The organism is Chryseobacterium gallinarum (assembly GCF_001021975.1).
Classification (GTDB): Bacteria; Bacteroidota; Bacteroidia; order Flavobacteriales; family Weeksellaceae; genus Chryseobacterium; species Chryseobacterium gallinarum.
The window spans coordinates 3,222,406-3,246,983 of record NZ_CP009928.1 but is presented as its reverse complement, the minus strand read 5'-3'; the positions used below and the strand labels follow the sequence as shown (position 1 = coordinate 3,246,983).

Sequence of the window (24,578 nt, the reverse complement as noted above, 5' to 3'; positions counted from 1 at the left end):
CTAATTTAATAAAAAGGCGGTAAAATATGACCTTTTATCAGGTTAATTCTAAAAATTTGATTTGCTTCCGGTTTTTAACATAATTAGTCTACTAATTTAGTAGGATAATAAGTATATTTGTTTAAAATTTGGAAATATGAGATTAAAACCTATTCAGAAAGTGAGTCAGATAAGTTCAGGAAAATTTATCAGACAATATATGAAACCACGTCTTCCGGTTGTTCTTGAAGACTTTATAGATCCGGAAAGCCCTGCCTTTCAAAAATGGAATTATCAGTATTTCAAAGAAATTGCGGGAAATATTCCTGTTAATATATACGGGAGTGAACTTGATTCCCTGGACAGAGTCGCCAGCAATCCTATTGCACAAACTACATTCTCTGAATACCTGGACCTGATAAGTACTTCTCCTACCGAACACCGGCTTTTTTTATTTAATCTGCTGAATAGTAAACCGGAATTGAAAAATGACATTGTCTATAATGATGTGACTAATGGCAAAATATTAAAATGGCTACCATTTATGTTTTTTGGAGGAGAAGGCTCAGTGACAAGGAATCATATTGATATCGATATGTCCCATGTTTTTATTACTCAGTTCCAGGGAACCAAAAGGATATGGCTATTTCCCTGGGAACAATCGGATCTCATGTACAGGCTGCCCTATAATTTCCACAGCCTTGCCAATATTAAAAATCCAGATTATTCCGAATTTCCTGCACTGCTGTATCTGACAGGCTATGAAACACTTCTTCATCCCGGCGAAACGCTTTATATTCCTTCCGGATGGTGGCATTATATTCAATATGAAACCGGGGGATATTCTGTCTCTGTACGTGCTCTTCCATCTGCTTTTTCTGAAAAATGGCGTGGATTTAAAAACTTAGTGATCACCCGGAATTTTGACAATCTGATGCGGAGACTTCTCAAAGAAAAATGGTTTAAATACAAAACAAGAATTGCCCGGGAAAGGGGAACTAAAGCCGCTAAAAAACAAAGAAGCTTTCAAATATGAAAACTTCCTGTCTGTCTTTAATATATCGTTCTGTTCTGTTTTATCCTATTTTAATCACGGAACAGCACAGCCTACTGTTTAATGAATTTAATATTTTTCTCTTTGATCGTAAAGACATAGGCTCCGGGAACCAACTCATAAATCCCGATTGATTTTCCAGGTTTATAAATTCCCTCCTGCAATAATTTTCCATCTATTGCATGAATGGAAAATGCTGTTTCTTTGTGAACTCCTTTCAGATAAAGTTCATTTTTTGCAGGATTGGGATACAGACCGAAATTATCTTTCTCTGCTGAAGCTACGCTTAATGTATTATCCTGGCTTACGGTAGAATTCCTTTCAAGTATCTGATATTCATAATTAAACTGAACACTGGCTATAGGAAATGATATTGTTTCGGTAAAATACTGATCATTAGAGGTATTATTCAATACCAGATAAGCAGTCTGTCCGCCGGTTCCATTCACTTTTACAGGTAACGGCATATCAAAAAAGGTTACTACAGGGCTGCTTTGAGTCTGAGAAACCTTAAATACAGCCTGGTTTCCCGATTGTCTCCACTTTATAGTATAGGTAGGATAGCCCTCCCCGTAAATCCAGTCATTAAAAAATTCTGTAAAATCTTTCCCGGTAGACTGAAGCAGTGAAGCACTGAAATCGGAAGTTTTTACATAATTATAAGCAAGTGCCGGTCTTGCATGATAGTCTTTCAGTGCCTGATAGAAAGCTGTATCACCCAAAATCCATTTCAACATTCTCAAAACATAGGCTCCTTTGGCATAACTCAGCCTGCTGTCAAAGATTCTGTTGATACTCGAAAGTCCGTTATCAGGAACATAAGTGCTTCCTCCCGTACCGCTTGTTATATAATTGATCTCTCCTGACAGATAATTCATAAATTCAGAATTGGTCATCAGTAGTTTTTCATTGGCAAGATGCTCCCCAAAAGTAGCAAATCCTTCGTTGAGCCAGATATCATTCCACGCTCCGCACGTTACTTTATCACCAAACCATTGATGGGCAAGCTCATGGGCAATAAGTCCTCTTCCCCAGCTTCCTAATGAGGACATTGTCTGATGCTCCATACCACCGCCGTAAATATATTCCATGTGTCCATATTTTTCATTACGGAAAGGATAAGGTCCGAAATACGTTTCAAATGTATTCATTATTTGTTTGGTCCACTCAATATTAGCCATGCTGGTAGCATTGGTACTGGTAGACGGATAAATGTAATTCACAAACGGAAATGGGGGATTTCCGATTGTATCATTCAGTTTCACAAAATTGGTAATAGAAAGAGCAATCAGATAAGCAGGAGTAGGATACATTGTTCTCCAGAACGTAAGCTTCTGATTGTTGGAAAGAGATGTTTCAGACATCAGTTTTCCATTAGCAGCCACATTATATTGTGCAGGTGTAGTGATTTTAAAATCAAATCTATCGATTTTATCATTCAGGCTTTGTTTTGTAGGAAACCAGTCCTGAGCTCCATAGGGCTCATTTAAAGTGGAAAGAACCGGGGTACTTCCCTGGCTTCCTGTAGAGAAAGCATTATTATTGGTAGCGGGTGCTCCTGAATAATGAATGGTTAGAGAATCTACTGTATTGGCAGGAATAGAGGCTGGAAAATCAATTTTTATTTCTTTTGTAGGAAGCTGTTGAAAAGCAACATTGGCCCCGTGATATTGTACCTGGGAAACCGTCAGAGAGTTCGAAAGATCAAAATAGATACTTCCCATGTTTTGATTCGGTTTAAAATGGGAAGTTACCGAACCGGAAATATAATAAACTGCCGGATCTAAAGTAACATCCATCCTCTGGTACTGCAAATCGTAATTTAAAGTATTCGGATTAATATTATAAGCGACCATTTTACTGGCAAAGGATTTCATCTCCTTTTTAACCAATCCTTTCTTTTCGATGTTTTCATTGTTTTTTTGCCCATAAAACTGCTGACAAACCAACAGAACCAACAACAAAAGATAGATTTTTTTCATAATTAGAAATTTTATATCATTCAAATATAAAAAAAACCTTTTAATCATTGATTAAAAGGTTTTTATAATATATAAAAGATTTTTTAAAGATCCAGGGCAGGCGCCAGGATTTTCTCCATTCTTTTCTTCACCATATCTACAGATCCTGCGTAATTATTAACCATTAAAGAAAATACCAGTGTTTTACCGGAATTGGTTTTTAGATAACCGGCTAATGTTTTCACTTTATTTAAAGTTCCGGTTTTAGCAAAAACCTGTCCGTTTCCTTCTCCCAGGAACATTCTTTTCAATGTTCCGGACTGTCCTCCTACCGGTAAGGAAGTCAGATAAGATTTATAATATTTTTCATCCATTAAAGAAGTTAAAAACTTTACCTGAGAAATAGGAGTTACATTATTACTTCTTGAAAGTCCGCTTCCATCCATATAGTTCAGGCCATTCATATCAAAACCGATTTCTTTTAAATGTCCCGTCACTACCATTCTACCCGATTCTGACGTCTGATCACCCATTTTCTGGAATCCTACAGTTCTTAACAAGGCTTCAGCTAATGAATTATCGCTGTGTTGGTTCGTATAATAAATGATGTCACCCAAAGTCGGAGATTTGTAAGCGGCCAACATTTTTCTGTTTTCAGGAGTGGCGTCCGTCATTTTAGGAGTTACTTTTCCGGTGACAGGAATACCGCTCTTTACCAGGGTTGTCCTGAAAGAATTGGCCAGATACGCCGGAGCATCCGGAAGCTTCGTTGTTAAAATACCTTCTCCATCATACTTTTCGGCATATACCATTTGATTGGCATAAGGAGAAACATAAAAAAACTTTTTTTCTGAAGAGAATCCCCCTTTTTTTACAATTAATTTTTCATTGGCAGGATTAATTCCCCGGGTCGTACCTACAGGCAGATAGTAATTATTATTTTCTAGCCATACAACATTTTCCGGAAGCATTGAAATATTGCCTTTGAAAAGCGCTGTCTGAATAATAATATCACCGTTTACCTTCCTGATTCCTTCCCGCGTGAGGCCTCCCACAAAATCTGAAATAATATCCCTGTAAGACCATGCTCCTGCTTTATTGGTTCCTAAAGACGGATCACCACTTCCTATTACATACAGGTTTCCGTTTAAAACCCCATTTTCATCCACAGTTCCTGAATACTCCAGCTGGGTCATCCAACGGTAATTCTCCCCAAGCAAATGCATGGCTGTTTCTGTTGTTAGCAGCTTGGTAGTAGAAGCCGGGACTAACGGAGTATTCTCATTGTACGAAGAGATCACCTTCTTCGTTTTCGGATCATACACTACGAATCCCCAGTTTGCATTTTTCAGCACAGGATCCGCCATCATTGTGTTTACATTAATGTCTACGAGTTCTTTAGCCGACAACACAGTTTTCTCCACCACCGAACTTACGGGGGAAGGGAGATTTAAACTATTTTTTTGATTGTCGTAATTCTGAGAATAAAGAACCGTAGAAACGGTAGATTGAGCCAGGAAAAAACCAGAAGCCAACACCGCTGCACTTGAAATATATTTTCTGAAATTTACCATCTATCCTTTTTTTGTTCTATAGTTTGAGGTGATAAAAAATGATAAGTTAAATCATTCAATACAACATCAAACACTTAATCAACGTCCAAAAGTAGAAATTATTGTCATAAAACGGATCATAGCGCTCTTATAAAAGAGTGTAAATTTTGTTAAAACTTGTTAAAAATCCACAAAAACATCTTTTTTAATGCTTTGATATGCAGTGATTTCATCAAATTCTTTCAAACTTATCAAAACCATCTTCTTAAACCTGTCATAGTTTTTTCCACGGGGAAGTTTAAGCAGAATCTGGAATTGATATAAATTATTTAACCGGGCAATCGGGGCTCTTTCCGGGCCTAATATACAATCTTCGGGCAGGTATTTTCTTAAAATAGAACCCAGAAACTGAGAAGCACGATCTGCCTTATCTTCCTTTCTGTGTTTCAGCTCTATCATAATCAGTTTTGTAAATGGTGGATAATGGAATTTTTGCCGTTCCGTAAGGATATATTTATAAATTTTTGCCGGGTTATTCATCTTGATCAGCTGAAATACAGAATGATCAGGATTATAGGTCTGAATCAGGATTCTTCCTTTTCCGGAAACCCTTCCCGCTCTTCCGGAAACCTGGGTAATCAGCTGATAAGCTCTTTCTTCCGCCCGGAAATCCTGAACGTATAATAAGGAATCGGCCTTAGGAATTGCTACCAACTCAATATGATCAAAATCGAGTCCTTTAGAAATCATTTGTGTTCCTACCACGATGTCTGTTTCCCTTTCTTCAATTTTCTCATAAAGCTTTTCGTAAGCAAATTTCTTTCGCATGGAATCTACGTCCATTCTGTCCACTTCATTTTCTGGGAACAATTTGGAAACTTCTTCATGAATCTGTTCCACTCCTACTCCCCTTTCGTTCAGGTTTTCAGAGTTACATTTCGGGCAGATTCTTGGCTTTGAAGCCCTCTGGCCGCAGTAGTGGCATTTCATTTCATTTGCTGCCTTATGGTAGGTCATGACCACATCACAGTTTGAACAGTAATTCACATAACCACATGTTTCACATTCCACTACATTGGCATAACCACGACGGTTATGAAGAACAATAACCTGATTTTTCGCATCTACCGTTTTCTTAATTTCATCAATAAGTCTCAAAGAAAAGTTTCCCGAAACTTTTTTAGATTCCTGGGCTTCTTTGAAATTGATCAGCTCATATTCCGGTAAATTTACATTTCCGAATCTTTCATTCAGAAAAACATATCTCATTTTATCTTTTCTGGCTCTGTAGTAGCTTTCCACAGATGGAGTTGCCGATCCTAAAATGACTCCTGCATTATAGAAACCACCTAAAACCAGCGCTACATCTTTTGCATTGAAATAAGGGGAAGCTTCCTTTGGTTTGTAAGCCGAATCATGCTCTTCGTCCACGACAATTAACCCCAGGTTTTGATAAGGTAAAAACAAAGCATTCCGGGTGGCGATAAGGATGCGGATATCATTCTGTTTAATCCTTCTCCATACTTCCACCCTTTCAAAGTCAGTTAACTTCTGGTGATAGAAGCCAAGCTGCCTGCCGTATTTTTTTTCCAGTCTTTGGGTAATCTGTTTGGTAAGAGAAATTTCAGGAAGCAGGAATAAAACATTTTTCCCTTCCTGAATACATTCTTCTATTTTCTCTAAATAAATATGGGTTTTCCCGGATGATGTGACCCCGTGAAGCAGAACATTTTTTCCTTCTTCAAAGGCTTCGTCAATTTCGGATTTGGCTGTTTTTTGCTGCTCAGAGAGCGCTTCAAGTTCTTCTATCTCTCCTTCATAGCTTTCGATCCTGTCTTTCTGCATGTAATACTCCTCTACAAGCCCTTTATCCGCCAACGCTTTGAAATGAGAGCTGCCAAAATAACCATCTTCAAATAATTCTGCTTTTTTGATCTGAAGATCAGGATTTTCCGTCTGCTTCTCTAAAATAAAAAGAAACAGATCTTTTTGCTTAGGAGCTTTATTGAGTTTTAACAATATCTCCGTAAGGTTTTGAGTTCCCAGAACACTTTCGTGAATTCTTACGTAAGCAACTTCTTTTGCCTTATATTTTTCAGCTATTTTTTCATCAATTTCAATATATTGAAGATCAATCAGTGAATTGATGGTCTTAATGATTTCTTTTTTAGGAATAAATGCTTCAATATCCGTCAAATTGATCAGTTGTCGTACCTCCAATGCCTGAATCAGGTACATTTCGTTCACATCCAGATTCTCAAAATCAACGACAATTCCCGGTTTTAGTTTTAAATAGGTTTCACTTTCAAGTTTTAATGAGGACGGAAAAGCAAATCTGTAAATTTCCCCCAGACTGCACAGATAATAATCCGAAAGCCAGTTCCAGAAACGGATCTGTTCTTCCGGAAGAATGGGCTTTTCATCCAGAATACTGATAATTTCTTTGGCTACAAAGTTATCAGGAGTATTATCATGAAGTTCAAAAACGATTCCCGTATATATTTTTTTTCCTCCGAATGGCACCAGCACACGCATTCCGGGTTGGATATCGGAGATCAGCTCTTCAGGAACTTTATAGGTAAAAGATCCTTTTAAATTTAATGGTAAAACAATTTGAGCGTATTGCAAGGGAAATATTTAAAATGTAAAATTAAATTTTTCTTCAGAGAACTGCAACTTTTGAGAATTTTCGGTATTCCAACAATCTAATAATAGCTGGCTTATGATTATCCTGGCAAGATTAATCTTTCTACTACAATTTTTAAAAGAAAAACTCTGTAATTTCATACCATATGGCAGAGGTAAAGAAGCCTACGATAATGCTGACTCCGATGATAAGGTTGGTCAGTTTTGTATTCAGTCTGAACTGTTCAGCAATAATACTTGAAGTAACCAGGGTGGGCATTGCTGCCTCGAAGATCGTAATTTTCGCTACATTTCCCTTGATTCCCAACAATATTGCCAGTCCTAAAACTATTGCAGGAGCCAGGATCAGCTTGTAAAGCATCGACATAGACATTTGCGGGATAAGCTTTTTCCAGCCATTAAATTTCAGTTGCAACCCTACGGAAAACAGTGCCAAAGGACTCACTGTTGCAGCCAATTTATCAAAAAAAGGTTCAGCTGCTGTGAAGTCGATGAACTGTGAAAGTACCAATGCAGAAATACACCCTATTAATGGAGGAAAGGTAACCAAACGTTTTAAAATAAATGCAGCACTCACTTTTCCGGATTTGCTGCCTCCTTTTACAGCCGCAATGATTCCCAGGGTGGATAATGCAAAAAACATGGTTTGATCACAAATAATAGCGATACTCAGGAGGCTTTCACCATAAAAGGCACTGATCAAAGGAAATCCTATAAAAGAAGTATTACTATAGCCACTTGCAAGTTCCAGGGTGCTCCTTGACCGCCTTGAATATCCCCTGCTTCTACTGTAAAACATCATAAAAAAGAAACAGAAAACAGAAATCAAAAAAGTAGCTGCAACCGGAAAGAGCATTTCCGTTGTCCAGTGTACTTTAGGCAGATATTTAAATGAAACTGCCGGCAGAGCAAGATAAAGAATCCATGTATTGATTCCCTTATGGGCATCGGGGTGGATAGATTTTGTTGCTTTGAATACCATTCCTGCAATAATGCACACTGCAATCAGAACAAAATTCACCATAATTATAAAGAAATATACGGCAAATTTACGGCTGATTTTTGAGTTAGAAAGGTAAAATTTATATTTTTTTAGGTATAATTTCTTTCATTAACAGGTTACCGGAACATTACAGCGAACGGTTGTTTAAATTTCAACTTATTATTGACGAAAGCTACCGTGAAGGCAGCTTTCTTTTTTATTGTAATTTTTAGCAGATTTTTAATCCTTCATTCGATTTTTCAAATCTACTTCTGCTCCAAGAATCCTGACAACTTTAATTTCATTAACGCCTATAATTTGGTAAAAAATAATGTGCTTGTTAGAAAGAAATCCCAAAATTTCAATACCAAGTTCATGATAACTTTTACCAATCCTTGGATTTTCTGCAAGCATTTCACAGAAATAAATCAGTTCACTATAATATTTATCCGCCTGAAATTCTGACCAAAATTCATAGGTATATTCATAAATGGCTGAAAGATCTTCAACAGCCCTATTAGTCAATGAATACTTAGCCACCTATCTTCTCATTTTAGCTTTTAATGTCTCCAAATGTTTTTCCGGATTAAAGTTTTTTGCTGTTCCACTTTCAATACCTTCCTTAATCGCATTTTTAAGAAGTAGTATTTTATTTTCTTCTTCTTCTAATAATCTTAGCCCAGCACGAATTACTTCACTGGCATTTTTATATCTTCCTTCTGAAACTTTGTGATCTACAAAATCTTCAAAATAATCTCCTAAGGAAACTGATGTGTTACGTCCCATATTTTTCCACCTTAAAGTTCAATATATCAAAGTTACCAATTTTTGGTAATTCAATAAAATATATTGAGAATATTTTTTAATTCTCGCAGATTAGGCTGATTATGCAGATTTTTAATCTTGTAATTCTTGAGATCTGTAAAACTATCGAATTCTATTCCTCAATTCTTTAATGTATCCCAAAGACTCATTACCTCAACCTTTTCCAAAGGTTTTGAAAGGCTAATCTTCTTTGAAGTATTAGGCAGGAGATCAAAAAAGTTATCACTGAAATGAGTATCTCCCATCAAATAGACATCTTTTGCTAAGACATCGGTAGATATTTCAATTTCTGTCTGAGATATTTTCTTTATTCTAATGCTGGGTTTGGAAAGTTTTAAATCTTTTGGTTTTGAAAAGAAAAATAATTTCTCCGATTGTAATGAGCCATTTCCAACAGTAACTTTTAAAACAGCTTTTGATAAGTCAAATTTTGAAAAGGTTTCTTTTTTAATTTCCAGGTATTTCTTACCGGAATTAGCTAATAAGCTTTCTGTTGCTACAACTGACCAAAGAACTCTACCTTCAAAATCTACCAATTCTACCTTTGAATTAACTTCTACATCAGTAAGCAAATCATTGATACAATAAATATCATAATTTTCAGCAGTTTCTGAAACAGACAACAACACAGGTTCAAAACTTCTTTTTGCCTGATAATGGAACGCTTTCCAGTTCCCCAGATAATCAATGGATGACCACGAAACCACCGGCCAACAATCATTAAGCTGCCAATATAAGGTTCCCATATTATAAGGTCTCGATCGACGATGTGCTTCTATAGCAATCTGCATTCCTCTTGCCTGTAACAATTGGGAAACATAATTATATTTCACGAAATCGGCTGGAATCTGGTAATCCCTTTTCATATATTCGTTGATGATTTCCCAGCCTCTTCCATGTTTTTCATGGGCTTTAATTGTTGGATTTTGTAGGTTTAAATCCGGAATTCCGGAAAACATTGATTGTGTCGCTTCTAAAGTAGGCATTCCCTGAAAGCCATATTCGGACATAAAACGACCTACTTTTTCGTTATAAATTTCAAAAGGCTGTTCGCCCCACCAAACTCCCCAATAATGCGAATCTCCTTCTGTAAGACTTTCTTTATGTCCCCATCCGATTGAAGGTGAGCTTGGCCAATAGATATTTTTATCTGCGGTAAGGTTTTCCTCCAATGTTTTAGGAATCACATCATGAAACAGCTTTTTATAATCTTTCCAAACCTGTATGGAATCATTTTTTGAATATTTAAACTGTTTCTGGTACCCCCAGTTGACAATCGCTTCATCAATCTCGTTATTTCCACACCATAAAGCAATTGACGGATGATTCTGAAGCCTGTTGACCTGGTATTTTACTTCTTCTTTCACATTATTCAAAAATGCTTCATCTGCCGGATAAAAGCTTCCTGCAAACATAAAATCCTGCCATACCAGAATTCCATTTTCATCACAAGCCTTATAAAATTCATCATCTTCATAAATTCCGCCTCCCCAGATACGAATCATATTCATATTCGCTTCTTTGGAATCTTTAATGAGTTTATGGTATTTCTCTCTGGTTATTCTTGGTGAAAAGCTATCTGCCGGAATCCAGTTGGTTCCTTTGATATACAGTGGATTTCCATTCACTTTAAAATAAAAGGACTTTCCTTTTTCATCCTTCTCCTGAACCAGTTCAACGGTTCTTAAACCTATTTTCATTGCTTCATCAGACAGGGTCTGCGAGTCTTTTTTCAATGAAAATCTCATATCATATAAATGCGCTTCGCCCCACCCATTAGGCTGCCAAAGCTTAGGATTTTGAATCGCAAAAGGAATACTGATCTTATTGTGTCCTTTTTTTAGCTGAACGGTATTGGATTTATTATTGATAACCACCGTATATTTCCCTTCTTTATCTGCTAATATTGAAGTATGGATATTTAAATCGGCATTTTTATCAGATATACTTTTTTGTTCAATTTTTATATTTTCAAATTTTGCCCTGTTCCAAAACTCAAGTTTTACATCTTTCCAGATTCCGGCGGTCACCAACCTTGGGCCCCAATCCCATCCGAACTGATACTGGGCTTTTCTCACAAAACTTCTTGGTGATTCAGGCATCGTAAACGGCACTTTTTTAGCAAGTTCCTTTCCTGTATTGACTGCTGATTTAAATTTAATCTGCAACAGATCATCTCCTGGTCTAAGATATTGTTTTACAGGAACTTCCCATTTCCTGAACATATTATCTGTTTTTCTCAGCAATTTTCCGTTCAGGTAGATTTCCGAAAATGTATCCAATCCGTTAAAGACCAGATTTACATGATCATTCTTTAATTCTTTTGAGGATATGCTGAAACTGACCTGATAGTCCCAATCTTCATTTTCTATCCATTGCGCCTTTTTTTCATTTTCATCTTTGAAAGGATCCTGGATAATATTATTATTCATCAGATCCAGGTGAACCGTTCCCGGGACTTTCGCGGAAAGCCATTTATTTTCTTTTGAATGTTTAAATTGCCAGCTTTCTGAAGATAAGCTTCTTTCTGAAGACTGCGCAAAAGTGATATTCTGAACGAAAAGGAAAGCAAAAAGGATAGTTTTATTCATGAATAAGTTTGTTTACAATTCTATGGATTCCGTATTTAATAAGTTCGCTGTTAAAATTGATGAGAAGTCCTAACTTAATATCAGTTTGTTTAAGATAAGTCAATACCTGTGAATAAAAAACAGAATGTAGTTCCAATACAGATTTCACTTCTATAATCACTTTATCTTCTATGATCAAATCAATTTTATATGCATTTTCTATCGTTACGCCTTTGTACTTTAAAGGCAAAGATACTTGCTGTTTTACATTAAGCCCCAACATCTTTAATTCATAAGCCAAAGCAGTTTCATATGCATGTTCCAATAGACCAATTCCCAGGTTTTTATGAACTTCTATAGCGGCACCTATTATTTTGTAGGATAATTCGTTTTCTGTCATTCATTTGTGTGTTTTAATTTTCTTTATTTCTTTTTTTAAACGCAAAGATTATTTTTTATGATGTTATCGTTAAGGATGCTAAGAATTAATCAATTTAACAATTGATTTGATGAAGCGAACGTTTTTTCCTAGCTTAATCAGCAATATTGCCGCTTTCTTTGCCCACTTAATATCAAACATATTCTAATTTAGAACTTTGCGTTTAAGTTTATTTATTCTTTAACGCAAAGATTATTTTTTATGATGTTATATTTTGAGGAAGCTAAGAATTAATCAATTTAACAATTGATTTGATGAAGCGAACGTTTTATCATTAGCTTAATCAGCGGTATTGCCGCTTTCTTTGCCCACTTAATATCAAACATATTCTAATTTAGAACTTTGCGTTTAAGTTTATTTATTCTTTAACGCAAAGATTATTTTTTATGATGTTATATTTTGAGGAAGCTAAGAATTAATCAATTTAACAATTGATTTGATGAAGCGAACGTTTTATCATTAGCTTAATCAGCGGTATTGCCGCTTTCTTTGCCCACTTAATATCAAACAACTTTACGTTTAAATACGTTAATTTTCTATTTTTTACAATAATTTAATAAGTTTATCATAGCAATAAACGAGGAATCTCAATTATGCCAGATAAATTTCTCATTGCGGATGTAATGGGAAATTGATTGTGTATTATTTACTCTTCAAAGCCACGACCTCATCCGGATTGGCAAACGCTCCTCCATCAGTGATGGCAGAAGAATGGAAATAACCTGCTTTTGTTAATGTTCTTATTTCTTCAAGGTTTGAAGAACGAAGTCCGCCTCCTACAAGAATTTCTATTCTTCCATTGGAAAGCTCAACTAATTTTTTAAGATTCTCTTTCCCTTCTGATACGTTCATTTTCTGGCCTGAAGTAAGAATTGTTTTGAATCCACAATCAATTACTTTCTCCAAAGATTCTTCCAAGCCTTTAGCTCTGTCAAAAGCACGATGAAAAGTACAGGGAAGTGGTGCAGCCAACTCCACTAACGTTTTGTTTTGCTCTATATTCACTTCATCACTTTCATTCAGGATGCCCAATACAAAACCGTCAACGTTTAAAGATTTCAAACGAATCAAATCATTTTTCATCTGTTCAAATTCTGCATCTGAATACGTAAAATCTCCTCCTCTCGGACGGATCATCACAAAAACCGGAATATTCATTTTTTCTCTGAGCTGCCGGGTTATTTCAAAATCAGGAGTTGTTCCTCCTTCGCTCAGTCCGTCACATAATTCGATTCTGTCTGCTCCGTTTTCAAAAGCAATCATTGCTGATTCCGGATTAAAACATGCTATTTCTATTTTTGACATTTCTATTGTATACTTAATTAAACTTAGCCTCTTTCTGCCATACATCTGCAATAAGGAAAGAATTATTGTCTTTGATCACCGTTATTGTAACCGGATATTCTGCTTTGAACTTTTGATCAGAAAGAACAACATCAAATAAGAATTCATTTTCACTCTCTGTAAGTAATTTACAACTTGTAACTTTAACCTCATCCCAATCTTGTCCGCTTATTAAAAAACCGACCCCTATTCCTGCTTTCTGAACATCGAATGTTTTTCTCCATTTATCCTGAAATTCTTTTTCGGTAAGACTTCCATCAACTTCCATATCTACATTTATAGCATCTGTTTTATACTCATAATAATCTCTGGTGGTTATTTTCTGCATCACCTTATCCTGATTGGTATCTGCTTTAAAATAATCTCCGATGCTTTTTTCCAGCCATTTTTTTGCATTTTCAGCCTCATGAGCCTGAGGTTTTATTTCCTGTATGACTTTTTCTTGTGGCTGAGACTCAACCGGGGTGGTCATTTCCTTCTTTTCTTCCTTACATCCAATGATTAAAAATAAGGAAGCAATAATCATTCTTTTCATTGTTTTGTCTATAATCCATATGTTTCGGCTAAGCCAATATGGTATGATTCTTTTATAAAAAACGGGCTAAAGCCCATTTCTATTGATATTTTATTTTGTTACTTCAGGGCAAATTCCGGTTTTTCCAGACGGTTTCCTTTCTGATCATAAACGGCAAAGCTGAATCCGTCCTGAATACAATAAGCGCCATATTCTCCTTTTTTATTGATCGCAATAAAGCCCACCTGAATATCTTTAAGGTTTTTATTTCTTCTCTGATTGATTTTTACAATTCTCTCTACCGCTTCTTTACACGCCTCCTGTGGACTTCTGCCCTGTCTCATCAACTCTACCACAAGGTGAGTACCTACTGTTCTGATGACTTCTTCACCATGTCCGGTTGCGGTAGCCGCTCCTACTTCGTTATCTACGAATAAGCCGGCACCAATAATTGGAGAGTCACCTACCCTTCCATGCATTTTGAAAGCCATTCCACTGGTTGTACAGGCTCCGGAAAGGTTTCCCTGCGCATCTAAGGAAATCATTCCTATGGTGTCATGATTTTCAATATTGGCGATTGGCTTATATTGGCTTGTTTTCAGCCATTCTTTCCATTCTTTTTCTGATTCAGAAGTAAGAAGATTTTCTTTTTTAAAACCTTGTGATAAAGCAAATTGTAGCGCTCCATCTCCTACAAGCATCACATGAGGTGTTTTTTCCATTACAGCTCTGGCTACAGAGACAGGATTTTTAATATGTTCCAGACATGCCACTGAACCAATATTATAGTTTTCATCCATAATACAGGCATCCAGTGTCACTCTTCCATCTCTATCCGGACGGCCTCCATATCCTACACTCCTTTCCTTTGGATCCAACTCTACCAAACGGACTCCTTTTTCCACAGCATCTAAAGCTTTTCCTCCTTTTCCAAGAATCGTCCAGGCTTCTTCATTTGCCTTTAATCCGAAATTCCAGGTTGAAAGAACAATGGGTTTATTGGTGACAATATTATTTTCAGGCAATTCATTAGCCATTAATTCTAATGGATTTACCGCAAGCGCCAGAGAAGCTACGGCTGTTTTTTTGATAAAGTTTCGTCTGCTTTGCATATCAGGTTTATTAGGCTTACAAATTAGCAAATTTCCTGCTGGTAGAAAAGAAAAAAGACTGCAGATCATTTTCTACAGTCTTCTTGAATTCTTATCAATTATCAATGAGGCAGTTTGCCTCTGAAATATCCTTACCCGGGTTCCCGCAAAGGCGTTCATAAAGTAACGGACACTTCCAACTCCTGTTTTAATCTATGCAAAGAACGGCCCGGGGCATACAACCTGTACTATCCTCTATTAATTTTTAGAAGTAGGCCTTTATCGTATTTTTCAAGGAAGGTTAATTTACGCCAATTTCATCAACAAACAACCAGGCTTTTGAATCAGCTCCCGGGTTTCCTGCCGGAATTACCCCTGCATTCTCAATAAATACTTTCAGGTATTTTGCATTCTGTGTCCCCACATTCAGCCTGATTTTTCCTTTAGCATTTTGAATTTCTTCTTTTCCGATTTCTTTGATGAGTTTAAAGTTTTTATTGTCATCGGAAACAAAAATCTTCGCGGATTTGGCAAGATGAATCCAGCTTCCTTTATTGTCTAAAGTATTGAAATAGACTTCTGAGAAATTGGTTTTCTGCCCGAAATCTATGGTAGCCACTACATCTTTTCCATTAAAGCCTAACCATGTTTTTCCCAACTGTCTTGTATTCCCGATAATTCCATCTATAAGAGTAAATGGTCCACCAAAAGAATAATTTTCACTTGGCTGTTGTTCAAGGGTAATTTTCTTTCCTGTTGTTTTAGAAACTATAAATTCTTGAGTCGAAACAGCGCTTTTCAGCTGTCCATCTTCAAAATAAGCAGACTTAATTGTTAAAGAATTAGGAATAGAAACCGGAGACTGATAAGCCTTAGAATTAATAGTCGGTGTCGTTCCATTCAATGTATATCTGATACCGCTTGAATTCTGCGAGGTTGATAATTCATAGGCGATCCCTCCATTAGAAGGAACTACCTTTCCGGAAATATTATAAATGCTCTTGGCATAATTCACTCCCATTTTATCCAAAACTTTAAACTGACTGATGACCCTGTTTTCAAATTCTTTATAATTTTTAGGATCCGAGGTTCCCCATCCTACTTCAGAAAGAGCCATCAATCTTGGAAATATCATGTATTGTACCTGTTTAAAATCCAGAATATATTCCGTCCACAAATTCGCCTGAACACCCAGGATATATTTTGCCTGGTCTGCAGTGAGTTCGGAAGGAACAGGATTATAGGAATATACTTTATCCAATGGAGTAAATCCTCCGAAAGCATTCGGTTCTGATTGGGGATCACCCTGATAATGGTCAAAATAGCAATATGCCCCTGGTGTCATCACTGCGAAATGTTTTGCTTTTGCCGCTTCAATTCCGCCATTCACCCCTGTCCAGCTCATTACTGCAGCATTAGGTGCTAATCCGCCTTCAAGAATTTCATCCCAACCGATGATCTTTCGGCCTTTAGTGTTTACATATTTTTCAATTCTTTGGATAAAATAGCTTTGCAGGCCATGTTCATCCTTTAAATTATTCTTTTTAATCAAATCCTGGCAATGCGCACATTCTTTCCATCGTGTTTTCGGGCATTCATCACCTCCGATGTGAATATACTGTGATGGAAACAATTGAATAACCTCATCCAGAACATTTTCCAGGAATCTGAATGTTTCTTCTTTCGGACAGAACACATCATCAAAAACACCCCATTTCGTAGCGGATTCAAAAGGACCTTGGGTACAGGCCAGTTCAGGATAAGCTGACAATGCAGCCAAAGCATGGCCGGGCATTTCAATTTCCGGAACAACGGTAATATGTCTTTGCTGTGCGTATTTTATCACATCTTTGATCTGTTCCTGAGTATAAAAATAAGGTCCGTAAGGTTTTCCGTCAAAAGTATTATCTACATAGGCCCCAATCATGGATTCTTTACGTTTTGAACCAATCTGGGTCAGTTTCGGATATTTTTTAATCTCAATTCTCCATCCCTGATCATCCGTTAAATGCCAGTGAAAAGTATTCAGTTTGTACATAGCCAGATAATCGATATACTGCTTCACCTCATCTACTGTAAAGAAGTGGCGGCAAACATCCAGATGCATTCCGCGCCATGCAAATCTGGGCTGATCTTCGATTTTTATAGCAGGAAGTTTTTTATCTGTTTTATGATCTTCAAACAATTGGATCAAAGTCTGGAGAGCAAGGAAATATCCTTGACGGGTATAAGATTTTATATGAATCTGCTTTGGGGATATTTCTATTGAATAATACTCTTTTTTCTGTTCAGCATCCTTTGCAGAGGCCGGGGAAATTATAGAATTTGTTATATGAGCAATCTCTCCTTTTTGAGCATACCGAAGGGGTAATGAACTTTCTACACGTTTTCTGAGATATTCTGTTTCTTCTTTCGGCAAATCATGACTCAATAAAAGGGTTGCTGGAATGGTAAACTCACCTTTTAAAGTTTCAACTTTCTGAGGATAAGGAATCAGATTCAATTTATTTTGAGAAAAAGCGATGTTGGAAAGCAAAACAAAAAGTGCTAAAAAGATTCGGATCATTAGATGCGGTTAAGGTTTTAGCGAAGATAATTATTTTCTAAAACTTATTACCTTGTTTTAATCAATTAATATGGATTTATTTTTTCATTCCAATCATTACAGATCAATAAGGAACCATGAAGTGTTAATTTTTTTAATTTAGATTCAGGCAATATGTGTATTATTTTATTTTATGGTTTGGTTTTTGATAAGTGTAAGCCAGTCAAAAAAACAATTAATTTTTAAAATACAAATGAGAAAAAACATTTTATTAGCAGCCGGATTATTATTTTCTGTATCTACACAGGCACAGCTTTTAGATATGATAAAATCTACAGTAAAAGATAAAACCGGAGTAGATCTTAATGCTCCCGTAAAAACAAAAGGTACAGCTACACCCGCTACAACATCCCCTTCCGGCAATGTAAACACGTCATCTGCCAACCTGGGAAATCTTACCTCTTCACAGATTTCATCAGGGTTAAAGGAAGCCCTGAATATCGGGGTTACGGATGGAGTAAAAAAATTAGCTGTTACGGACGGTTTTTTCAAAAATGAAGCGGTAAAAATTTTAATGCCTGAAAAATTAAGAAAAATTGATGCTACCCTGCGTTCCATCGGAATGGGAAGCCTTGCTGACGAAGGGGTAAAATTGCTGAACAGGGCGGCTGAAGATGCTGTAACTGAAGCTGCTCCTATCTTCACCAATGCCATTACTTCGATGACTATTACGGATGCCAAAAATATTTTACTGGGCAGTAATAATGCCGCAACCCATTATTTACAAAGTAAAACACAAAGCCAGTTATTTACAGCTTTTCAGCCAAAGGTAAAAGCTTCCCTGGGAAAAGTAGGTGCTGATACCCTTTGGAAAAACCTGATTTCTAAATACAATACGTTTACCGGACAGTCTGTGACCACAGATCTTAACGAATACGTGACCACAGAAACCATCAACGGAGTTTTCAAAATGGTAGCCGACAAAGAAAGCGGAATCAGAAATACACCTGCTATGAGAACGACAAGTATCCTGCAGAAAGTTTTCGGTGCCCAGGACAGTAAATAAAGATTAGCAATCAGATTAGTATGACCGTAAAATTCACATACAAAAGCCTTGTCGACGACAAGGCTTGTTTGTTAAAGAGGACAGGCGAGAAGAAAATAATTACCAGTAACATTTACTATTCCACCTGATGAATAGTAGTAAGACCAGGGAACAGAGTTGGGTCCCGGCACCACAGCTTTATTTAGCCACCAGGATCTGCAGGCACTATTTGACAGGTAGGCAACATTCCCATAAGGAGCGGAAACATCTGCTATTTGCTCTGCTTCAGCCGCATTGCGGGGTAGCACGCCCGTTCTCCGGTTTACAACATAATAAGTATTTATCAGCATTTTTTTAGCCGGCATTACAGCCTTAGTCTTTTCATTTGTATGGGAATTCTTGTTATTTTCGCTGCTTACAGGTAAAGCATAACCTGTTGAGAAGACAAGCCCCAGAATAATTACCAGATGTTTCATAATGTTTGTATTTAGGTTATTTTTTGTGTTTTGAATCACGTTTTTGTTATTGTAAAATTGATCTTTAACTGATATCAAACAAAGTGGTATTTAGTAAGTGTAGGAAACAACCTCATATTTGTCTCTTTTGACTTAACAAGTGTCTGCAATATACCATAAGGGCTTCTCTGCAAACAGATGGCTTTCCTGCCAAAGGTACATTAGCAGACCTTCAAAAGAAAAGCAGTAAAGAATAAATCCTTACTGCTCTTAGTATATAATGTAAATTTTTAGAACCGTTTAAAACTGCATTTCAGGAATCTCTCCTTCAATGATCAGATCTGCTTCTGTTGCTTTGACGATATCTTCCACAGAGACTCCGGGAGCTCTTTCTACCAGTTTAAACCCTGCAGGAGTAACATCTAATACAGCTAATTCCGTAACGACTTTTTTCACACAATTTACTCCTGTTAAAGGAAGGGTACATTTTTTCAGAATTTTACTTTCTCCTGCTTTGTTCACGTGCATCATCGCCACGATAATATTTTCAGCAGAAGCCACCAGGTCCATAGCACCTCCCATTCCTTTTACCATTTTGCCCGGAATTTTCCAGTTGGCGATATCTCCGTTTTCCGAAACTTCCATTGCTCCAAGGATGGTAAGGTCTACTTTCTGGCCACGGATCATCCCGAAACTGAAAGCAGAATCAAAGAATGAGCCTCCATCTAAAATAGTAATAGTTTGTTTTCCTGCATTGATGATATCCGCATCTTCTTCTCCTTCGAAAGGAAAAGGCCCCATTCCCAGTACCCCGTTTTCACTCTGGAATTCTACGGAAATACCTTCCGGAACATAGTTGGCAACCAGGGTAGGAATGCCTATTCCCAGGTTTACATAATAACGATCTTTCAGTTCTTTTGAAATTCTTTTGGCAATTTGTTCTTTTGTAAGCATAATAAAAACTTAGACTGCAATTTAATTATTTTTCGGCTGAATACAAAGATATTTGTTGGGATCAATAATTAACACTGTTAGTTAAAATAATATCGTAATTTTGTTTCTTTATTTTAAATAGAATGAAAATACTTTTCAGATATCTTAAACCTTACCAGTGGCTGATTGTTATTTCTTTACTGCTGGCTACTATTAATCAGGTTTTTTCTTTATTTGCGCCGGCCATTACAGGGAATATTCTGGATCAGCTGGTTACTCGTCCTCATTTTTTTGACAAAGAGAAACTCTTAGCCAGGAATCTGCATGACTATTTATATGGGAACGGGGTTTACCATGGGGCTTTCTATTTTCTGGGATTGCTCATAGGAACAGCCATGGTCAGCAGGATTGCCAAAGCTTTCCAGGACTATGTGGTAAGTGTTATTACCCAAAAGTTCGGAGCAAAAATCTTTACAGACGGTTTGCAACATTCGATGGCCCTTCCCTATCAGGAATTTGAGGATCAGAGAAGTGGTGAAACCCTCTCCATTTTAACAAAAGTAAGGGAAGATTCCGTAAAATTCATCACCAATTTCATCAATATTTTCTTCGGAATCCTGGTGAGTATTATTTTCGTTTCCGTGTATGCGATCCGCTTGCATTGGTCGATCATGCCTGTATATATTTGCGGTGTTTTCCTGATTGCCTTTATCACCAATTTACTGAGCAAAAGGATAAAAGTTATTCAGAAAAATATTGTTACAGAAACCACTGCCTTAGCCGGAAGTACTACAGAGAGTTTAAGAAATATCGAGATTGTAAAAAGTCTGGGATTAACCAGGCAGGAGGTTATCCGTTTAAATAACAATACTTACAAAATCCTTGGTCTTGAGTTGAGAAAGGTTAAAAGTATCCGTTCTTTAAGTTTTATCCAGGGAACAATGGTTAATTTTCTTCAACAGATGATTACCCTTACCTTGTTATTATTAATCTTTAAAAATATTGTTACTCCCGGGCAGTACCTGTCTTTAATGTTTTACGGATTTTTCATTTTCGGGCCTATGCAGGAAATCGGGAATATTATTATTTCTTACCGTGAAGCTCAGGCATCTCTTAATAATTTTGATAATTTAATGCGAAAAAAGGTAGAAGAAAAGCCTGCTCACCCTAAACAAATCGGAGGTATTGAGGAATTGGAATTCAAACATGTCTCTTTTAAGCACCAATCAGCTCAATATAAAGCGCTGAACAATATTTCTTTTGATGTTAAAAATGGAGAAACAATAGCTTTTGTAGGTCCCAGCGGATCAGGGAAAAGCACACTGGTAAAGTTACTGGTAGGGCTTTACAGGCCTCAGGAAGGTAATATTTTTTACAATAAAGTGAATGGAAAAGAATTTGATTTTGATGAACTGAGGAATCAAATTGGTTTTGTTACCCAGGATACACAGCTGTTTGCAGGGACCATTAAAGAGAATCTTCTTTTTGTAAATCCGAAGGCTACAGAAGCGGAACTGGCTCTTGCTTTACAGAAATCCAGCTGTACTGCGCTCCTTGAAAGAGCTGAAAAAGGAATCGATACTGTTATCGGTGAGGGCGGCCTGAAGCTGAGTGGCGGGGAAAAGCAAAGAATTGCCATTGCAAGGGCACTGTTAAGAAAACCTCATCTATTGATTTTTGACGAAGCGACTTCTGCATTGGACAGTATCACTGAAGAGGAAATAACCACAACCATAAAAGACATTTCAAAAGAAAGAGAACAGATTACGGTTCTTATTGCCCACCGTTTAAGTACCATTATGCATGCTGATAAGATTTATGTTCTGGAACGCGGACAGGTCATAGAAACAGGTTCCCATAATGACCTGATTTCAGAGAAGGGATTATACTACGCTATGTGGCGACAACAGATCGGGGAAAGGAAAACGCTTACCCCGCAAACATAAAAAAAGCGCTGGATTGATTTTCAGCGCTTTTTTGTTTATTGTGAGTTTGTCGGGACCTTATTCTTTAGGCCTAACCGTTCTCTGCTCAATTCTTTTTTCAAATTTTTCCCCCTGGAAAATTCTCTGGACCATAATTCCCGGAATGTGAATTTCGTTAGGATCCAGTTCTCCTGGTTCTACCAGCTCTTCTACTTCGGCAATGGTAATTTTCCCTGCTCCTGCCATAGGATGATTAAAATTCCTGGCAGATCCTTTAAAGATAAGGTTTCCGGCATAATCTCCTTTCCAGGCTTTTACGATAGAAAAATCAGCATCAAAAGCATGTTCCAGAATATGAGGTTTTCCTTTAAACTCTTTCACTTCTTTTCCTTCAGCAACTTCAGTTCCATACCCTGCCGGTGTATAGAAAGCAGGAATCCCGGCCTGTGCGGCTCTGCATTTTTCGGCTAAAGTCCCCTGGGGTGTAAGTTCCACCTCCAGTTCACCTGAAAGCATTTGTCTTTCAAATTCTGCATTTTCTCCCACATATGACGAAATCATTTTTTTAATTTGTCTTTTATGAAGCAGCAATCCTAAGCCGAAATCATCCACTCCCGCATTATTTGAAATGCAAGTCAGATCTTTCACGTTGCTTTCTACCAAAGCATTAATTGAATTTTCAGGAATACCGCAAAGTCCAAACCCGCCAAGCATCAATGTCATTCCATCTTTAATGCCTTCGATGGCTTCCTTCGCATTTTTTACTCTTTTATCTATCATGAAATATTAGATTTTTCTGTTGGCTAAAATTAATAAATTTTCTGTTATCTGTGATGATTGGAAATAATCATGACTATATTGCTTTTTGGGCAGTTGTTTTTCAATATTTAAATCCATTACACTCAAACCATTATAAAAAAAATGAACAAGTCTGTTCATTTTTTTGTATACTTCTCGTCAATTTGATTTATATTTGGGGCTCCAAATTCTGAAATACAACCTGTTTTTATAGTCTTTGGATATATTGGTTTAAGCACAATTTCAATGTAAAATTATTTCTAAGCAATTGAGACTGCTATTTTTATGTTGACTTTCGGGCTTATGGTATATAAATTTAAATAAAGCATGAAAAAATTATTTACATCTGCATTCCTTGCCTTGGTGCTCAGCATCAATGCATATGGGCAGGAAAAGACTTATTTCGATGAAAACTGGGAAAAAACCACTCAAGACCAGATGGAATATTACCGGGAAACTACAGCCAAAGGAAAACTTACGCTTATTAAAGATTTTTATAAGGACGGAACTCTTCAAATGGAAGGTCTGGCTTCTGATACCACTCCCGGCAGTGAAGTTTTTGAGGGTAAAGTCACCTGGTACACCCCGGAAGGTAAAATAATGAATTATGCCACCTATTCTAATGGCAAGCAGGTAGGAACTTCCCAATCCTACGATGCAGCAGGGAGACTGATAGAAGAAATAACTTATAAAGCTGACGGCACTTTCAGCGGAAAAATGCTGAGTTATAAAGATCCGGAAAATGAATACTATTACAACAGCATTACAACCTATGAGAACTCTTTACCTTCCAAAACCATTGTCTATGATGAAGACATCAAGGGCATCAGGTATGAAACCATTCTGGGTAAAGACACCAATTATGAGACTAAATATTATGGTGAAAAAGGGAAATTTATAGGAAGTACATCTTCCGGCTCCGGTGAAACCCTGCTGGTAGATTACTATTATAATCCTATGAGAGTTTCTAAAATTGAGAAATATAAAAGTGACGGTACCGTAAAAGAGGGTATTATATATTCCAAGAACGGGAAGATTTTACAGGAGGAAAAAAAGAATAAAAAAGACGGATACAAAACCACTTATGATGAGTCCGGCAAAAAAATAGGCCACCTTATTTATCAATACGACAAAGAGAGTGACCTGCACAAGGTTATGGATGGTGAAGACTATGAACTAAGCTATGACTACTCCCACATTTCATCAGTAAATGTCTATAAGAATGGTTCGCTTATATTGAATAAGCTTTATGATGATAACGGAATACTGGTTTCAGAGAAGACATTAAAAGATGAAATTACCCAGGAGATTAAATATTACAGCCCGGAAGGAGCTTTAAAATCAACGGTCACCTATAAGGATGACATGCCTTATAACGGAATCTCTTATGAAGGGCTGGACGAAATTCAGTATAAGGATGGAGCGGCAGTCAGTCTCAGAAACTATTCTGAAAACAAAAAGCTTAAGTCTGAAAAAAAGCTTAACATTAAACAAGATGCTTATGAAGTAACAGTCTACGACCCTAAAGGAGCAATTGCCTATACTTTTACCCAACCTATCAGTGAGGATGCAGATCCTTATACTTTTACCGGACAGATTGTACAATATGTGAAAGGTAAACCGGGGAATAAAGCTGTAGTAAAAGCGAGTGTTCTTCAAAGCGGTAAAATCAGATTAAAAACCGAAAACGGAAGCAAGGAACTGGAACGCAGCGGAAAATGGATTTTGTTAAAAGTCTATAATGCCGAGGGAAAACTTATCCAAGATTCTAAAGTCCTGGCAGATGCTGTGGAAGATTCTTTTGCTGGTGAGAATCAGACTGCTATCCAGGAAGATCAGCTATATTATGACTTTGAATAATCACCAAATTATTTTTACGATAGGAAACAGTTTCATTTTTTTGAAGCTGTTTTTTTATG

General features: G+C 36.9%; 19 protein-coding genes. 4 read left to right on the top strand and 15 right to left on the bottom strand.

What is annotated here, in order from left to right:
- Positions 1-136: 136 nt before the first annotated feature.
- Positions 137-1,015 (top strand): cupin-like domain-containing protein, encoded by an 879-nt coding sequence (locus tag OK18_RS14475; RefSeq protein WP_053328436.1) that lies wholly within the window; start codon positions 137-139, stop codon positions 1,013-1,015.
- 71 nt (positions 1,016-1,086) lie between these two features.
- Here OK18_RS14475 and OK18_RS14470 read toward each other — a convergent pair whose 3' ends face one another.
- From OK18_RS14470 to OK18_RS14415, 12 genes are all read right to left on the bottom strand, one after another.
- Positions 1,087-3,015, bottom strand: a complete 1,929-nt coding sequence (locus OK18_RS14470) for a M1 family aminopeptidase (protein ID WP_053328435.1) — start codon at positions 3,013-3,015, stop codon at positions 1,087-1,089.
- An 83-nt stretch (positions 3,016-3,098) separates the two neighbouring features.
- Entirely contained in the window at positions 3,099-4,568 is a 1,470-nt protein-coding gene (gene dacB / locus OK18_RS14465; RefSeq protein ID WP_053328434.1) for a D-alanyl-D-alanine carboxypeptidase/D-alanyl-D-alanine endopeptidase, read from the bottom strand.
- A gap of 159 nt (positions 4,569-4,727) precedes the next feature.
- Positions 4,728-7,175, bottom strand: coding sequence for a replication restart helicase PriA (gene priA, locus OK18_RS14460; protein WP_053328433.1), 2,448 nt, complete (start codon positions 7,173-7,175; stop codon positions 4,728-4,730).
- 133 nt (positions 7,176-7,308) lie between these two features.
- Positions 7,309-8,217 (bottom strand): AEC family transporter, encoded by a 909-nt coding sequence (locus tag OK18_RS14455; RefSeq protein WP_053328432.1) that lies wholly within the window; start codon positions 8,215-8,217, stop codon positions 7,309-7,311.
- Positions 8,218-8,415: 198 nt separating this feature from the next.
- Complete coding sequence (locus tag OK18_RS14450) at positions 8,416-8,715, bottom strand: type II toxin-antitoxin system RelE/ParE family toxin (RefSeq protein ID WP_053328431.1); 300 nt, start codon at positions 8,713-8,715, stop codon at positions 8,416-8,418.
- Positions 8,716-8,961 carry a type II toxin-antitoxin system ParD family antitoxin gene (locus OK18_RS14445; protein WP_050022626.1) on the bottom strand — a complete coding sequence of 82 codons (246 nt, stop codon included), beginning with the start codon at positions 8,959-8,961 and terminating at the stop codon, positions 8,716-8,718.
- Between the two features lie 158 nt (positions 8,962-9,119).
- Positions 9,120-11,591 (bottom strand): beta-mannosidase, encoded by a 2,472-nt coding sequence (locus tag OK18_RS14440; protein ID WP_053328430.1) that lies wholly within the window; start codon positions 11,589-11,591, stop codon positions 9,120-9,122.
- Positions 11,584-11,970, bottom strand: coding sequence for a GxxExxY protein (locus OK18_RS14435; protein ID WP_053328429.1), 387 nt, complete (start codon positions 11,968-11,970; stop codon positions 11,584-11,586). The genes OK18_RS14440 and OK18_RS14435 overlap by 8 nt, the downstream gene beginning before the upstream one ends.
- Before the next feature lie 681 nt (positions 11,971-12,651).
- Positions 12,652-13,314: a copper homeostasis protein CutC gene (locus OK18_RS14430; protein ID WP_053328428.1), complete on the bottom strand. Its 663-nt coding sequence runs from the start codon at positions 13,312-13,314 to the stop codon at positions 12,652-12,654.
- Positions 13,315-13,327: 13 nt separating this feature from the next.
- Positions 13,328-13,888, bottom strand: coding sequence for a hypothetical protein (locus OK18_RS14425; protein ID WP_082129199.1), 561 nt, complete (start codon positions 13,886-13,888; stop codon positions 13,328-13,330).
- A 98-nt stretch (positions 13,889-13,986) separates the two neighbouring features.
- The gene (locus tag OK18_RS14420) at positions 13,987-14,979 is read right to left on the bottom strand and encodes an isoaspartyl peptidase/L-asparaginase family protein (RefSeq protein ID WP_053328426.1); all 993 of its coding nucleotides are present in this window, start codon (positions 14,977-14,979) and stop codon (positions 13,987-13,989) included.
- A gap of 280 nt (positions 14,980-15,259) precedes the next feature.
- Positions 15,260-17,524 (bottom strand): glycoside hydrolase family 20 protein, encoded by a 2,265-nt coding sequence (locus tag OK18_RS14415; protein WP_053328425.1) that lies wholly within the window; start codon positions 17,522-17,524, stop codon positions 15,260-15,262.
- 232 nt (positions 17,525-17,756) lie between these two features.
- Between OK18_RS14415 and OK18_RS14410 the strand changes: the two genes are divergently transcribed.
- Positions 17,757-18,569, top strand: coding sequence for a DUF4197 domain-containing protein (locus OK18_RS14410; protein WP_053328424.1), 813 nt, complete (start codon positions 17,757-17,759; stop codon positions 18,567-18,569).
- Between the two features lie 71 nt (positions 18,570-18,640).
- On the opposite strand, the gene OK18_RS14405 is transcribed toward OK18_RS14410, so the two are convergent.
- The gene (locus OK18_RS14405; protein WP_128572546.1) at positions 18,641-19,024 is read right to left on the bottom strand and encodes a hypothetical protein; all 384 of its coding nucleotides are present in this window, start codon (positions 19,022-19,024) and stop codon (positions 18,641-18,643) included.
- Between the two features lie 279 nt (positions 19,025-19,303).
- A complete protein-coding gene (locus OK18_RS14400) occupies positions 19,304-19,957 on the bottom strand; it encodes a CoA transferase subunit B (RefSeq protein ID WP_050022622.1) in 654 nt (217 codons plus the stop codon).
- A 122-nt stretch (positions 19,958-20,079) separates the two neighbouring features.
- Here OK18_RS14400 and OK18_RS14395 point away from each other — a divergent pair, with 122 nt between their 5' ends.
- Positions 20,080-21,882, top strand: a complete 1,803-nt coding sequence (locus OK18_RS14395; RefSeq protein WP_050022621.1) for an ABC transporter ATP-binding protein — start codon at positions 20,080-20,082, stop codon at positions 21,880-21,882.
- 57 nt (positions 21,883-21,939) lie between these two features.
- Here OK18_RS14395 and OK18_RS14390 read toward each other — a convergent pair whose 3' ends face one another.
- Positions 21,940-22,641, bottom strand: coding sequence for a CoA transferase subunit A (locus tag OK18_RS14390; protein WP_050022620.1), 702 nt, complete (start codon positions 22,639-22,641; stop codon positions 21,940-21,942).
- Between the two features lie 345 nt (positions 22,642-22,986).
- Between OK18_RS14390 and OK18_RS14385 the strand changes: the two genes are divergently transcribed.
- Positions 22,987-24,519 carry a toxin-antitoxin system YwqK family antitoxin gene (locus tag OK18_RS14385; RefSeq protein WP_053328422.1) on the top strand — a complete coding sequence of 511 codons (1,533 nt, stop codon included), beginning with the start codon at positions 22,987-22,989 and terminating at the stop codon, positions 24,517-24,519.
- Positions 24,520-24,578 lie beyond the last annotated feature (59 nt).